Source organism: Sphaerisporangium sp. NPDC005289, assembly GCF_040607455.1.
GTDB lineage: Bacteria > Actinomycetota > Actinomycetes > Streptosporangiales > Streptosporangiaceae > Sphaerisporangium > Sphaerisporangium rhizosphaerae.
Map to the genome: position 1 here is coordinate 111,931 of NZ_JBEXGS010000003.1, position 14,697 is coordinate 126,627.

At 69.9% G+C, this 14,697-nt stretch carries 12 protein-coding genes and 1 pseudogene; 9 read left to right on the forward strand and 4 right to left on the reverse strand.

Annotated features, from left to right (window positions below; translation table 11 throughout):
• Nucleotides 1–243: 243 nt before the first annotated feature.
• A complete protein-coding gene (locus ABZT47_RS06220) occupies nt 244–1,206 on the forward strand; it encodes a hypothetical protein (RefSeq protein WP_354836796.1) in 963 nt (320 codons plus the stop codon).
• 38 nt (nt 1,207–1,244) lie between these two features.
• On the opposite strand, the pseudogene ABZT47_RS06225 reads toward ABZT47_RS06220, so the two are convergent.
• A pseudogene (locus tag ABZT47_RS06225) lies at nt 1,245–1,823 on the reverse strand (transposase family protein); the annotation flags it as partial.
• Between the two features lie 147 nt (nt 1,824–1,970).
• Between ABZT47_RS06225 and ABZT47_RS06230 the strand changes: the two are divergent.
• Nucleotides 1,971–2,420, forward strand: coding sequence for a hypothetical protein (locus ABZT47_RS06230; protein WP_354836798.1), 450 nt, complete (start codon nt 1,971–1,973; stop codon nt 2,418–2,420).
• 943 nt (nt 2,421–3,363) lie between these two features.
• On the opposite strand, the gene ABZT47_RS06235 is transcribed toward ABZT47_RS06230, so the two are convergent.
• Nucleotides 3,364–4,488, reverse strand: a complete 1,125-nt coding sequence (locus ABZT47_RS06235) for an FAD-dependent oxidoreductase (RefSeq protein ID WP_354836800.1) — start codon at nt 4,486–4,488, stop codon at nt 3,364–3,366.
• 238 nt (nt 4,489–4,726) lie between these two features.
• Here ABZT47_RS06235 and ABZT47_RS06240 point away from each other — a divergent pair, with 238 nt between their 5' ends.
• The 7 genes from ABZT47_RS06240 (at nt 4,727) to ABZT47_RS06270 (ending at nt 13,196) form a co-directional block, all read left to right on the forward strand.
• The gene (locus ABZT47_RS06240; protein ID WP_354836802.1) at nt 4,727–6,340 is read left to right on the forward strand and encodes an ABC transporter substrate-binding protein; all 1,614 of its coding nucleotides are present in this window, start codon (nt 4,727–4,729) and stop codon (nt 6,338–6,340) included.
• 15 nt (nt 6,341–6,355) lie between these two features.
• Entirely contained in the window at nt 6,356–7,312 is a 957-nt protein-coding gene (locus ABZT47_RS06245) for an ABC transporter permease (RefSeq protein ID WP_354836804.1), read from the forward strand.
• Nucleotides 7,309–8,163, forward strand: coding sequence for an ABC transporter permease (locus ABZT47_RS06250; protein ID WP_354836806.1), 855 nt, complete (start codon nt 7,309–7,311; stop codon nt 8,161–8,163). Before ABZT47_RS06245 ends, ABZT47_RS06250 begins: the two co-directional genes overlap by 4 nt.
• Nucleotides 8,164–8,195: 32 nt before the next feature.
• Nucleotides 8,196–10,388, forward strand: coding sequence for an ABC transporter ATP-binding protein (locus ABZT47_RS06255; RefSeq protein WP_354836808.1), 2,193 nt, complete (start codon nt 8,196–8,198; stop codon nt 10,386–10,388).
• A 76-nt stretch (nt 10,389–10,464) separates the two neighbouring features.
• On the forward strand, nt 10,465–11,376 hold the full coding sequence (locus ABZT47_RS06260) for an alpha/beta hydrolase (RefSeq protein ID WP_354836810.1): 912 nt from the start codon (nt 10,465–10,467) through the stop codon (nt 11,374–11,376).
• 2 nt (nt 11,377–11,378) lie between these two features.
• Complete coding sequence (locus ABZT47_RS06265) at nt 11,379–12,413, forward strand: 2-oxoglutarate and iron-dependent oxygenase domain-containing protein (protein ID WP_354836812.1); 1,035 nt, start codon at nt 11,379–11,381, stop codon at nt 12,411–12,413.
• A 3-nt stretch (nt 12,414–12,416) separates the two neighbouring features.
• Nucleotides 12,417–13,196, forward strand: coding sequence for a DUF427 domain-containing protein (locus ABZT47_RS06270; RefSeq protein ID WP_354836814.1), 780 nt, complete (start codon nt 12,417–12,419; stop codon nt 13,194–13,196).
• A 50-nt stretch (nt 13,197–13,246) separates the two neighbouring features.
• Here ABZT47_RS06270 and ABZT47_RS06275 read toward each other — a convergent pair whose 3' ends face one another.
• Both ABZT47_RS06275 and ABZT47_RS06280 read right to left on the reverse strand, forming a co-directional pair.
• On the reverse strand, nt 13,247–13,762 hold the full coding sequence (locus ABZT47_RS06275) for a DUF2247 family protein (protein ID WP_354836816.1): 516 nt from the start codon (nt 13,760–13,762) through the stop codon (nt 13,247–13,249).
• A gap of 82 nt (nt 13,763–13,844) precedes the next feature.
• Nucleotides 13,845–14,672, reverse strand: a complete 828-nt coding sequence (locus tag ABZT47_RS06280; RefSeq protein WP_354836818.1) for a helix-turn-helix transcriptional regulator — start codon at nt 14,670–14,672, stop codon at nt 13,845–13,847.
• Between the last annotated feature and the right edge of the window lie 25 nt (nt 14,673–14,697).

The window sequence follows — 14,697 nt, forward strand, 5'->3', positions numbered from 1 at the left end:
GAGCCCCGCTTCCAGCCCGATCGATCCAGCCGCCGCCCGGTCCACTTGATCGATGCACGCTTCGTCCGCCGGTTGGAACGCCCGGCCGATACCGAGAAGCACAGATTACCGGCGCCAACCGCTGCACGGCCCGCGCGGCTTTTGTGGTATATGCACCGTTTCCACTGAAGATCCCATATCTGAATGACGTTTCAGCGCCGCACGTTTCGCGCATCTCAGCCCAACGCGATCCATACTGATTACATGATGACCATCTGTGAAACGGACAGTCGTCTACTTAACGCGCCATTCGATGCGGCCAAGATCGCTGAATCCCACTCCCAACTTGTGGGCATTCTGGCCGGGTTCGCCTTCGTAGGCATGACCATGATGCTCGGGCCAGAGCGCTTCAGCGTGCGGAAGATCAGAACGCTCGCTCTTCTCTGGGCGGCATTCGTCATCCTGGCCATGGACTCCTTCCTCTTCGGGGTCACCTCAGGAGGGAAAGACATCCCTCGGACGTGGGACATATTCCTCATCTCCTGCGCTCTCCTGGGAGTCGGCGCGGTCGCTGTTGCCGGTGGAGGTGCATGGTTATTCGGAGCGCAGACGGTCGCAAAGCCCGGACGTACGCGCAAGACCGACGGTGAGGACGCAAGAGCGGCTCAAGATCACGCGCTCTTGGGCAAGGTCTCCAGGGGAACGGTCTGGACGACCGCGCTGGTCGTCGCCGTGTTCAATGGCGCCACCGGACTCGCATACCTGAACGCAAGGAACGCGCTCCATCCATGGCCGCTATCAGTGGTGGTCGCATATCCTACGGCCATAATCGCGGCGATCACGATTGAACTGTCGATAAGACGTCGCAGAAGTCAACGCCTTGGAGCCGACCCGATACCGCCTCGGCTCAATCCCGCGCCGACCTTCGAGATCTTAAGCGCAATCTCCTATGCAGGCGCCGCGGCCATCGCCGCTGGTTACGTGATAAACATAGAGCCGCCATTATCCAATATACTGGCATTATCAACCTTTCTCGCATCCATCCCCAGCATTGTCGCGCTCATACACTCCACCCCTCTACCACAGATCGCTCGCAGTTCAGCAACCGCTACCCCACCTTCGGTCGCTCAGCGCACCAGGAAGCAGATATTTCCACACAGCGAGGAGATTTTCGCGATCGGAGTCGTTTTCGCCATCGCCACGTACATCATCAAAAGAAGGCAGTGAGCTCTTCTCATCTTGGGCAACGGCCCTCCGATTAGCTGCAGGACGAAGATTGCCTGCACGAGCACGGTCGCTCGATGCGGGCAACAGCGCAGCTTGGTCAGGACCTTCCAGGACTTCAAGGTCGCGACAGCACGCTCACCGATGGCTCGGATACGGGCGTGGGCCCCGTTGACGTCCTGCTGCCCACGCGACAACCAAGGCCGCTGGCGGTGCCGCTTGAACGGCGTCCGGATCGTGCCGCGCGCACCTCGATAGCCCTTGTCCGCGAAGGTCTTCACGCCTGCGCTGGTCAAGGCGTCGATCAGGCCGACCGTCCGAGCGGCGGTGATGTCGTGAATGGAGCCTGGCAGCGCAGGTGAGGCCCACACCAGCCGGCCCGCGGGATCGGCCAGCAGTTGCATGTTCATCCCGTGGTGCTTGTGTTTCCCGCTGTAGTGCGGCCGTTCATCGGCGAGGCGGTCGATGGGGATAAGGGTGCCGTCGAGGATGGTGTGGGCCAGTCGGGATGCGCGCTCGACGGCGGCGTGCACGTCGTCCGCCAGCGCAACGCGGATGAGTTCGGCCAGGCGCATCAGGGTGTGGTTGGACAGTGGAATCGAGGCACGGTAAGACAGCAACGAGGCTCCCGGTTAGGCATCGGATCTTGGTCGCTGCTGTCTTATCGGGAGCCTTCTCTCATCCCGCTACGCTCTCCGTGAAGCCATGGTGACCAGGGCCACCAGGTTTGGAAGAGCTCTGTAATCGATGCTGCCTGGAGACCTGTGATGATGAACGTCTCGTTGCTGACGATGCTCCGGTCGGGTCGCTTCGGTCCTGTTGAGTTGGGGGCATCGCGCAAGTTCATCAGGGACGTGTTCGGCGAGCCTGACGATTATGCGGTCATGTCGAAGAGACGGCCGCACTTCCAAGATATTTGGGTGTTCGGTGACATCGAGTTCCACTTCGACCAGTCGACTGATCAGGTCTGGCTGATCTATACGGATACTTTCGAGATTCCGGCTGGTAGCGGGGCCTTCAGTCTCGATCCGTGGGTTCTCCGCTGGAACAGACCCCTTGAAGATGTGTGCGCGGCTCTCGATGATGCGGATGTCGGCTGGGAGTTTGACCCTAATCCACCGCCGGACGTTGTGGGGGTGCTGACGAGTGGGGGAGTGCAGTTGGGGTTCCTACGCAACGAGGGGTTGCAAGCCATCAGCCTGTGCCAGCGGCCGTAGAGAGGCACCCGTCAGCGTGGCTCCCCGTTGCGGCATGGGATCTTGGTTGACTGCTGTCATCGGGAGCTTCCTCTCAACCGCCGCCACCACTCTCCGTGTGAAGCCATGAGGACCAGGGCAGCCAGGTTGGAAAGAGCTCATTCTTCTCGATCTACCGCTCGGAGTATTGGAGGAGTCCGCCGCGTCGGCCACGACCCGGGGGTCACACAACGCTGCGAGCCGAGTCTATCGGGGTCGATCACATCGATCCGGTTGGCGTTGAAGGCGCAGAATGCCGCGTAGGCGTTTATCAAACGTACGGGATGAACCGGAAGCCGAGGGCGGACGAAGGCTGCAGATCATCAGCGCACTGGCCGAAGAATGGGGCACGATCCACCAGCGTCTGAACGCGACCCTCTGGTGCAACCTAGCCATCGTTCGGTGCTCGTCGCCACCAGGTCAGCAAGACAGAGACCCCGCAGCGTGCTGACGGCTTCGGTTGCCGGTCCCAGCGAGCAACGGCGACCGGCGTGAGCCGATGTGCCGCGCCGGCCCGGCCCGCAGTTGGCCGGAGGCCACAGGGCGAAACCCCGGAGAAGACCCGCCCTGAGCCGGAGCGCCCCATGCACGGAGGTGGGGGACCCTACCCAGAAGTGCATCCATAACGGTAGCTCGCAAAGGAAGCCGGACGCCTCCCTTATCGCCGATAGTCTGAACAGAATCACATGGGGGCGGACCGAGTTCGCACCTGGCGACGGATAGTGGTGAGTGGAGGTCTGCGCGTTCTATGGTCCTCGGCTTCCCCTCGGCGGCGAACTTCACCACGTTCTTCCACAGGCACGCCGGCCGGACGGCCCTGGAGTTCCGTCGGCAGGTGCGGGACCAGGGCTGAGCCGAAGTCACCACGGCCGAGTCCGTCCACCGAGAAGTCGGGTCCACCGCCGGTCGGCGTGTGGTTCGGAGGTCAGGCGCCGGTGGGTCGGCGTTTCAGCGCGAAGCGGGTGTCGGGGGGGTGACCGGTGAGGGCGAGGTCGGCGAGGATCCGTCCGACCGCCGGGACGAACTTGAAGCCGTGCCCGGAGAACCCGGCCGCCACGACGACGGGACCGACCCGGTCCAGGACGAAGTCGGCGGTCGGCGTCGAGGTGTAGGTACAACTGATCGAAGTGAAGGCGTCCGCGTCGACACCGGGCAGCCATGCGCGGGCGTACTCACGCAGGATGCGCAGCTGGGCGGGCTCCGGCCGGAAGTCGCGATCGTCGGGGTCGACCACCGGGCCCGTGCCGTGAAACCCGGCTTTGACGCCCTCGCCGGGCGTTCCGAGGCCGTAGACGCCGCTCAGGAATCCGGTGGCCTCCAGCGAATCCGCGTCGAGATGGTGCACGAAGCTGGGCCATGCCATCTCGCGCATCGGGGCGAAGTACGCGGGCTGCTCCTGCGTGACGCGCAGCGGCGGCAGTGGCACGAGGCCGCCGAGCAGCTTCTCCGCCCATGCCCCGGCCGCGACGACGACCCTCTTCGCGCGGTAGACGTCCTCCCCGGCCGTCACCTCGACGGCGTCGTCGCCGCGTACCGCGATCGAGGTGACCGGCGTCTCGTGCCGGACGACGGCGCCCAGCCGGGCCGCCTGCGCCTGCAGCGCCGACAGCGCGTCGTCGGCGTGCAGTCGCCCGCTCGCCGGATGGAACAGCACCTTGCCGTCATAACGCAGGCCGGGCCAGCGCTCGGCGGCCTCCTCGGGGGCGAGCCACTCACCTGGCGCGCCCGCCGCCTCGACCGCCTCGGCCAGCAGGCCGAGGTGCGGCGTCCGCCCATGGTCGACACCACCGGTGACGGTGAGCAGAGGGACGCCTGAGGCGACCTCGAGCTCCCGCCACAACCTCCCGGCCTCGTGGGCGAGCCTGATGTAGACGGGCTCCACGTAGGAGACGCGGAAGATCCGGGACGCGCCATGCGAGGCTCCGCGTACATGCCCCGCCTCGAACCGCTCCAGCATCACCACGTCGGCTCCGCGACCGGCCAGCCGCCACGCGGCCGCCGACCCCATGCCCCCGCCGCCCACGACGACGACATCCACCTCGTACCTCATCATTCACGACCTTTCCGGCGCGACGCACCGCGTCATCATCCAGCGACCACACCGATCCGGTCACGCGTGTCCTCACCGGAGTTACGGAAGGCGGCGCCGAGTCGATCCCGAGCAGCGGCGATCGCGGTGTTGCGGACCTTCCTGATGGGTTTCGGTGGCTCGGCGGGGGGATTCCTGACGGCCGATTCGCTCTCCCGGGAGGTTGACAACATACTATTCCTACATAAATAGTGTGGATATGCCGAAACACTACCCGTCCGGCCTTTCCCGGCGCGACCTCCTGGCCGGTGCGGGAGTCGCGGGGCTGGCCGCGCTGGTGGCCGCCTGCTCGGGCGACACCCGTACGAGCGCCGGCGTGAACACCGGAGAGTCCGGAGCGGCTTCGGCCCCCGCGACCCCGAAGAGCGGCGGGACCTTGCGTGCGGGCTCGCCCCCGCCGCCGACCGCGGTCGACCCGGTCTCCATGTACGACGGGACCGCCATCGCGATCGTCCAGCTCGTCGCCGACTACCTGATCTGGCTGGACAAGGACTACCACCTGGTCCCGCGGCTGGCCGTCAAATGGGACACCCCGGACGAGGGCCGGACCTGGGCGTTCACGCTGCGCCAGGGTGTGGTCTTCTCCGACGGCACGCCGCTGGACGCCGACACGGTCAAGGCGTCCTTCGACCGGCTGCTCGACCCCAAGAGCAAGTCCGCCGCGCTGTCGGCGTTCGACACCGTCCTGGCCGAGGGCGGGGTGAGCGTGCGGGACCCGCACACGGTGGTCTTCAAGCTGGAGCGGGCGTTCTCGGACTTCCCGTACCTGGTGTCGGCCGGCAACTACAACGCCCTGATCCTCAAGAAGGACTACGCGGGCGACTTCGCCAAGAAGCCGATCGGTACCGGCCCGTTCCTGCTCGCGTCGTACGACCCGTCCAAGGGCGCCACCTTCACCCGCAACCCCAAGTACTGGGAGCCGGGCAAGCCGTACCTGGACGGGGTGGAGATCAAGTTCTACGCCGACGACCAGGCGGACCTGCTCGCGCTGCAGGGCGGCGACGTGGACGCCCAGATCCTCAGCCGGGCCTCCCTGACCGAGCCGCTGAAGGGCACCGGGGACATCGTCGTCGACCAGGTGAAGAGCACCGGATTCACCGCGTTCACGCTCCGCGTCGACCGGGCGCCGTTCGACATGAAGGAGGTCCGCCAGGCGATCGCGTACGCCCTCGACCGTCCCGGCGTCAACGCCGTCACCAACAGCGGCATCGGCGCGCTCGGCAACGACCACCTGTTCGCCGCGCTGTTCCCGGCCGCGCCGACCGACCTGCCGCAGCGGGCCAAGGACCCGGCGAAGGTCGCCTCGCTGCTGGCGGCGGCCGGCGTGGGCAAGCTGTCGTTCCCCCTCACCTACGACCCGCCGAGCAAGGACTACGCGCTGGCGATCCAGAGCCAGCTCAAGACCGTGGGCATCGAGGTCACCCTGGACCAGCGCACCTCGGCCGACTTCTACGGCGGCGACCAGGAGAAGGACACGCCCTGGCTGTTCACCGACGCGAACCTGGTGGGCTGGGCCGGGCGGGCGGTGCCCGGCCAGTTCATCATCCCGATGGTGAAGAGCGGCGCGGTGTGGAACGGCGCCAAGTACGCCAACCCCGCGCTGGACAAGGCGGCCGACGCCTACGACTCGGCGGCCGACGACGCCGGCCGCAAGGCCCAGGCCGTGATCATCGCCACCACGCTGAACGAGGACGTGCCCGTGATCATCAGCGTCTGGTCGGGTGCGGTCCGCGCGTACAACGGCAAGAAGTTCGCCGGCATCGAGGCTCATCCCTCCAGCTACGTCGACTTCTCGTCGGTTTCCCGGCTCTAGGGCGGTGTGGCGGAGATGAGACGTTTCCTGCTGCGGCGGATCGCGGCGATCCCGCTCACGCTGCTCACGGTGTCCGTGCTGGTCTTCACCGCCACCGAGGTGATCCCCGGCGACGTGGCCCGGACCATCCTCGGCAGGGAGGCGAGCGGCACGGCGGTCCGCGAGCTGCGCGCCCAGCTCGGGCTCGACCGGCCGGCCCTTACCCGGTACGGCGACTGGCTGCGCGGCCTGCTCACCGGCGACTGGGGGGACTCCTTCACGCTCCGGGTTCCCGTACGCGACCTGGTCGTCGACCGGCTCGGCGCCTCGCTGCTGCTGGCGCTGCTCGCCTTCGTGCTGCTGGTGCCGGTCGCGGTGACGCTCGGGCTGGTCGCCGGGATCGAGCACGACCGCCCGGCGGACCGGGTCATCAGCGTCGTCGGCCTGGCGTTCGGGGCGATCCCGGAGTTCGTCACCGGGGTGGTCCTGCTGGTGGTGTTCGCCGTGAAGCTGCGCTGGTTCCCCGCCTCGGCCCAGATCCCGCCGGACGCCACGCCGGTGGAGGCGCTCGGCCACCTGCTGCTGCCCGCGCTCTCCCTCGTCCTGCTCTGCACCGGGTACGTCTCCCGGCACGTCCGCGCCGGCACGATCGCGGCCGTCGAGAGCCCGTACGCCCGAGCCGCGGAACTGCGCGGCCTCACCCGCGCCCAGGTGGTGCGGCGGCACGTGCTCCGCAACGCGACGGTCCCCGCGACCAGCGCCCTCGGCGTCCAGCTCCAGTTCCTGCTCGGTGGCCTGGTCGCCGTCGAGTTGCTGTTCAACTACCCCGGGATCGGCGCCCTACTGCTGCAGTCGGCGGTGGACAAGGACCTGCCGACCCTGCAGACCACGGCGATGGTCCTCGGCGTCATCTACATGGTCGTCTTCCTCGCCGCCGACCTGGTCTACCGCCTGCTCGACCCACGGGTACGGCTGGGGGTGGCGGCGTCGTGACCGGTCTGGTGATCGGCCGGGCGGCGCGGCCGGTGCGGCGCGGCCGGCCGAGGAGGTCGCGGGTCGCGCTGGCCGTCGGCGGGGCGGTGATCGTCGGCTGGGCGGTGGTCGCGGCGTTCTGGCCGCATCTGGCTCCGTACGACCCAGGGCTGCAGGATCCGCTGCACCGGTTCGCGGCGCCCGGGCCCGGGCATCCGCTGGGGACCGACCAGTTCGGGCGGGACACCCTCTCGCGGATGCTCGCCGGGGCACGGCCGGTGTTGCAGGTCGCGCCGCCGGCGACGGCGCTCGGCGTGATCGCCGGCACCGTCGTCGGACTGATCGCCGGAACGCTCGGCGGGCTCGTCGACGAGATCGTGATGCGCGTACTCGACGCGATCGCGGTCTTCCCGACGATCATCGCGGCCGTGCTCTTCGTGGCGCTCGCCGGCCGTTCGGTGACCGTCGTGGTACTGGTCATCGGGGCGTCGTTCACCACGATCGTCGCGCGCAGCGTGCGCGCGGCGACGCTGGTCGAGCGGGAGAAGGCCTACGTCGAGGCGGCGCGCCTGCGCGGCGAGCGGTCGCTACCGCTCATGCTGCGCGAGATCTTCCCCAACGTGGCCACGACCGTGCTCGTCGAGGCGACCTCGCGGTTCGGCGATGCCATCTTCGCGGCGGCGACGCTGTCCTTCCTCGGCCTCGGCCAGCCGCCCGGCTCCCCCGAGTGGGGCGCGTCGGTGTCGGACAACCGCGCCTGGCTGCAGATCGCCCCCTGGACGGTGCTCGCCCCCGCCCTGGCCATCGCCTCGCTCGTGGTGGGCACCGCGCTCGTCGCGGACGCGCTGCGCAACCGCTGGGAGGCCCCGTGAACCGGCCGGGGCTGAGGGTCGAGGGGCTCACCGTGACGTACCAGACGGCGCGCGGGCCGGTCGAAGCGGTGTCGGAGGCGTCGTTCGAGGTCGCCGCCGGCGAGACGTACGGGCTCGTGGGAGAGTCGGGGTGCGGTAAGACGACGCTCGGCGGGGCGCTGAGCGGGCATCCGCCCCGGGGTGGCGAGATCACCGGCGGGCGCGTGCACGTGGACGGCACCGATGTGCTCGCTCTTCCGCCCGCCGAGCTGCGGCGGTGGCACGCGGCGTCGCTGGCGGTGGTGCACCAGGACGCCGGCGGCGCGCTCGATCCGACGATGCGGGTCGGAGCGCAGCTCGCCGAGGTGCTGCGGCTGCAGGGCCGGTCACGGCGCGCGGCGCGGGCCGAGGTGCCCGAGTTGCTCGACCGGGTACGGCTCCCCGATCCGGCCGCGATCGCCCGGCGCTATCCGCACCAGCTCTCCGGCGGCCAGCAGCAGCGCGTCGTGATCGCCGCCGCGCTCGCGGCCCGGCCGCGGCTGCTCGTGCTGGACGAGCCGACCACGGGACTCGACGCCACCGTGCAGCACGAGGTGCTGACGCTGATCTGGGCACTGCGCGCGGAGCTCGGCGCCGCCGTCGTGCTGATCAGCCACGATCTGGCGCTGGTCGGGCGGCTGTGCGACCGGGTCGGCGTGCTGTACGCCGGGCGGTTCGTCGAGCAGGGCCCGGCCGAGGAGGTGCTGGCCGCGCCCCGTCACCCGTACACGGCCGCGCTCCTCGCCAGTGCCCCGCGCCTCGGGATGACCCGCCGGACCGCACCGCTGGCCGCGATCCCGGGACGTCCTCCCGCTCCCGGCGAGGCGGGCCGGGGATGCGCGTTCGCCGCCCGCTGTGCCCACGCCGACGACCGGTGCCGGGCATTCCTGCCCGCGCTCGGCCCGGTGCCCGGCCTCGGCCCACGCGCTCACCGCACCGTCCGTTGTCATCACGCGGCCCGGCTCGCGGACCTGCCGAGCCCAGCCTCGCTCCACCCGCTGGATCACCGCCACGACGGGAACACCACCGGCGGAACCGATCCCGCCGGAGTCGCCGGCGGAACCGATCTCGCCGGTGGGCGGGGCACTGCGGCGGGCACGGTGCGAAGTGCCGACGGGCGGGGCACGGCGCCGGGCACGGTCCGGGGGGCCGGCGCCGGTGCCGCGGCACCCGGCCCGCAGGAGGATCCGGCGACCTTGCTGGAGGTGCGCGGGCTGGTCCGCCGATACGGCCGGCTCACCGTCGTCGACGAGGTCGATCTGACCATCGCGCGCGGCGAGGTACTTGGGCTGGTGGGTGAGTCCGGCAGCGGCAAGACGACGCTCGCGCGGGCCGTGGCCGGGCTCGGCCCGCCGGGACCGGGCACCATCACACTCGACGGACGGCGGCTGGCCGCCGGGACCGGACGGCGCGAGCCGCAGGTACGGCGCCGGATCCAGATGGTGTTCCAGAACCCGGACGCCTCCCTCAACCCCCGCCACACCGCCCGGACCGTGCTGGCCAGGGCACTGCGCAGCCTGCGCGGCCCGCTCACCGTGAACCGGCTCGCGGAGCGCGCCGGCCTCGACCCCCGGCTGCTGGACGCGCGCACCGACCGGCTGTCGGGCGGCCAGAAACAGCGCGTCGCCATCGCGCGGGCCTTCGCCGGGGACCCCGATCTGGTGGTGTGCGACGAGCCGGTGTCCGCGCTGGACGTGAGCGTCCAGGCCGGGGTGCTGCGACTGCTCGCCGAGCAGCAGCGGCTGACGGGCACGGCGTACCTGTTCATCTCCCACGACCTGGCGGTCGTCGGCTACCTGGCCGACCGGATCGCGGTGATGTACCGGGGCCGGATCGTGGAGCAGGGCCCCGCCGAGAAGGTCCTGGCCGGCCCGCACCACCCGTACACGGCGTCCCTGATCGCCGCGTCCTCGGCGACGTTCGCCGAAACGCCTCGCGGGAAGACCGCGCCGGAAGGTCTGGCGCCGGACGGCGAGGGACCGCGCGTGGTCGTGAAGGGGACGGCCGGAGCGATCCCGGCCGGGTGCCGGTTCGCGCACCGGTGCCCGTCGCGCATCGACGGACTCTGCGACACCACCGGACCTCCGGTCCGCACGCTCACCTCCGGTGACGGCGGCCACTCCGTGCTCTGTCATCTGGACGTCACCGGACTGCCGCGGGCCGCCCTGCCGGTGTCCGTGGCCGGAAAGGAGGGGTCACCTGCGTGATCAGGCTCGCCTTGGAGGCGGGCCGCCCGGGAATCACCGCACGCGATGTCGAAGGTCGAAGGTCGAAGGAAGTCTCATGTCATCGAACCAAGTCGTGGCCGACAACGAGTTCGCCGATGTGGCCGGCACGCTGGAAGGTCTGGGCCTGAAGCGGGACGTCCCGCCGACGGTGCAGCGCCGCTGGGTCAGCGTCATCACCGGTGGCCATGTCAGCGGTCTGAGCTGGGGTGCCGGGCCGGCCGAAATCGTCCTCCTGCATGACGCGCGGCGCAGTGCGCGCGCGTGGGATCGGCCGGCGCTCGCGCTGGACCTTCCCGCCCTTGCCCTTGACCTGCCAGGACATGGGCGGTCGAACTGGCGCAGGGACGGGGTCTACCAGCCGCGCAAACTCGCGCCCGCCATCGCGGAGGCCGTCCGGTCCTTCGCCCCGAAGACCAGGGTGGTGGTGGGACGGGGCCTGGGCGCGCTCACCGCGATCGCGCTCACCGTCCGCAACCCCGGGCTGGCCCGCGGCCTGATCCTGATCGACACGCTGCCGGGCACGGCCGCCGACGTCCCGGCCGCGGGCCCTACCAGGTTCGCCTCCCGGGATGAGGCACTGACCTGGCTGCGCCAGACCCACCCGTCCGCGCCACCGGAGCTCCTGGCCGACGACGTGCGGCACGAGGCGGCCGAGGAGGACGACGGGACCTGGGGCTGGCGCCACCACCTGGGCAACCTGCCCCCCGAGCGGAACGGCGGACTCGACGACGAGACCCTGTGGGACCAGATCGGCGCCGTCGCCGCAGGCGGCGTTCCCGTGCTGGTCGTCCGGCCCGGCTCGGGCGGCCGGCTCACCACGCCGTCCCTGGACGAGCTGTCTCGCCGCGCCCCCGGGGCGCAGGTCGTCACGGTGGCCGAATCCGCCGGGATCGTCGAACACGACCAGCCGGCCCGCCTCGCGGACCTGATCCGCGAGTTCCACTCCGACACCCCACAAGGGAGTTGACCATGACCGTCACGCGAATCCCCGTCATCGACCTCGAACTCGCGCTCAGCGACGACGCACCCGCCGAGCTGATCGCCTCCGTCCGCGACAGCGCCGAGCAGATCGGCATCCTCCAGGTCGTCAACCACGGCGTACCCGCCGAGCTGATCGACGAGTTCCACGACCGGATCGGCCGCATCCTCGACCTGCCGCGCGAGGAGAAGAAGGCGCTGGCCAGCCCGACCGGGCATCCGTACCGGGGCTGGCGGCAGTGGCCGGACGACTTCGGGCGGCTGGAGCTGGAGCGGTTCTCCATCAGCCGGTTCGGCACCCCGGAGGAGGCCGTGGCGGCGGGTCTGCCCGCCGAGCACGCCGGGCTGTACGCCCACGCCAACGTCTGGCCTCAGGACGACCCGGGGCTGGAGGAGCTGGCCAAGCGGTATCACGACGCCTCGGTCGGCGTGGCCGAAAAGACCCTCGCCCTGTACGCCAAGGTCATTGGCGTGCCCGCCTCGGTGTTCCCTATCGAGGGCAGGCCGTACTACACGAGTTTCGTCGTGAACAACTACCCGACCTGGACCTACGCCGACGACGCCGCGACCGCGGACGAGGACAAACTGCTCCTGCTGGAGCACGCCGACGGGTCCGCGCTCACCGTGCTGCACCAGCGCGGCGACTACGAAGGACTGCAGGGCCAGACGCCCGACGGGTCGTGGGTCCCGGTGCCCATCGTGCCGGGCGCGCTCCAGGTGTTCTCGGGTTCGCTGCTCACCAGATGGACCAACGGGCGGCTCCGCCCGGGGCGGCACCGGGTCGTCGCCGGGGGCACCGTGACGCGGCGCTCCACCGCCGTGTTCTGGCACCCCAGCCTCGACACCGTGATCGAGCCGCTGCAGCCGTTCGTCGACCCGGCCGAGGGCAGCGACTACGAGCCCAGCCTGCTGTGGGACGAGATCAAGGACAACGTGGAGGAGTACCTCCAGGTGTTCGGGCGGCCCGAGCAGGTCGCGGCGTGGCGCGAGGGCCGGCCGTACGTCGCCGACCTCGCGGAGGCCTGACCGATGCCCGCCACCGACACGCTCAACTGGGAGCCGAGCGAGCGCTGGGTCCGCGGGGTGAAGGGCGGCGTCACCGTCGTCGACAGCCCGCGTCCGGTGCTCGTCTGGGAGCCCGGCCACCCCGTTCCGCGCTACGCGTTCCCGGCCGAGCACGTGCGGGCCGATCTGCTGCGGCCGAGCGCCGACCCGCCGCCGGCCGGTCCGCACGCGGGCGCGACCGTGTTCTACGACCTGGTCATCGGCGAGGAAATCGTGCCGAACGCCGCGTTCGCCTACCCGCACGCCGACCTCGCCGATCATGTCTCCTTCGAGTGGTTCGGCCACACCGAGCCGGTGTTCGACCACTGGTACGAGGAGGCCGAGGAGATCTTCGTGCATCCCCGTGACCCGTACAAGCGGGTCGACGCGCTCCCCAGCCGGCGGCACGTCCGGGTGGAGGTCGACGGCCAGGTGCTGGCCGAGACCGACCATCCGGTCCTGCTGTTCGAGACGGGGCTGCCGACCCGCTACTACATCCCGCCGGAGGACGTCCGCTTCGACCTGCTCACCGCGACCGAGGCGCACACGCGGTGCCCCTACAAGGGGATCGCGTCGTACTGGTCGATCACCCGCGCCGGTACGGCACCGCCGAACGTCGCCTGGGCCTACCCGGACCCGATCCCGGCGGCCGCGCCGATCAAGGACCACGTCGCGTTCTACAACGAGGCCGTGGACATCGTGGTCGACGGAGTGAAGACCGACCGTCCCGTCACCCTCTTCACCAGCCGCCTCACCCAAAGCTGATCGCATGGCGCCTGGTGACAGAGCCGGCTTCGTCCGTGGTCGGCACCGAGTCAGCGCGGCGACGAATCGCCGCGGGTCCTGTACCAATCCGCCCGCTCCGACAGGTAGGACTCCAGTCGCCGCAGCATGGCCGGCTCGCCGAACTCATCACCCGGAGGCGGGGGCATGTGGTAGATGAACGGCTCCATCTCCTCCGGATAACCGAAATCCGACCACATCATCGCGATAACGTCCCAGAACCCGGAGACCGTGTCCTGGCGCTCGTGCAGCTGCGCGAGCGCCAGGTACCTCCAGACCTTGCCGATCTCCGGATCGGCACAGTCCACGTCGTCGCGCGCGGAGACGGTGGTCCTCACCTTCTCCTCGACCTCGCTCGGCAGGAGATACAGCATCTCCTCCTCGGTCGGCAGGCCGGGCAGGTCCGCCGACAGGTCTCTGGCGAGCTCAGCGAGCACAGCCGGTGAAAGCCAGCCCCTTCTGTATCCGTACACCAGCTCCTCGGCGGTCAGGACGACTCGCGCCGATATGAAGCCGGCCGGAATCGCGAATTTCACGAGATCGTTCATGGTCTACTCGTTCTCCCGCTGATGCTCCTGCCGTGCTTGCCGACACCGGGATTTCGGCCTCATCTCCACAGACCGAGCCCGGCTACCCCAAGAGTCGGGACAGCGCGGAGTGTGAAGGGGTGCCGGGTGGGGCGGTGTAGGCGACGAGTCGTTGGCCTGGGGCTTGGGGGGCGTGCAGGACTTCGTAGTCGAGGGAGATGCGACCGGCCGTCGGGTGGTTCAGTTCCTTGCGGCCGCTGACCTTTGGGCGCAGTTCCCGGGCGGGCCACAGGCGGCGGAACTCCTGGCTGGCCTCGTGCAGTTCGGCGACCAGTGCCGTGAGGCCGGGGTCGTCCGGGCGGTGCCCGGCGGCGGCGCGCAGGTGTGCCACCGAGTCCGACGCGATGTCCGCCCAGTCGACGAAGAGCTCCTTGGCGCACGGGTCGGTGAACACATACCGCACGTTGTTCGGCCTGCGGGGCCCGTCGACGAGGTGGCCGAACAGGGCGGCGGCGCTGTCGTTCCAGACCAGCACGTCGCTGCGCCGGTCGATGACGTAGGCGGCGGTCGGCGGGGCGAGCAACTCCAGCATCCGGCGGGCGCCGGAGGCGAGCACCTCCGGCCCGGACTCCGGGCGAACCTCCTCGGCCAGCGCGAAGAGGTGTTCGCGTTCGGCGTCGGACAGCCGCAGCGCCCTGGCCAGTGCGCCGAGCACGCTCGGCGACGGGTGCGGCGCCCGGCCCTGCTCAAGCCGGACATAGTAGCCCTCGCTGACCCCGGCCAGCCGAGCCATCTCCTCGCGGCGCAGCCCCGACGTGCGCCGGACACCCTCGGCCGGCAAACCCACCTCACCGGGCCGAAGCAGCGTCCGCCGCGACCGCAGGAACGCCCCCAGCTCGGATGCCCGCGTACTCCGCCTGACCGACTCCACCCGCTCCCCCCCTCATTCTCGCCGA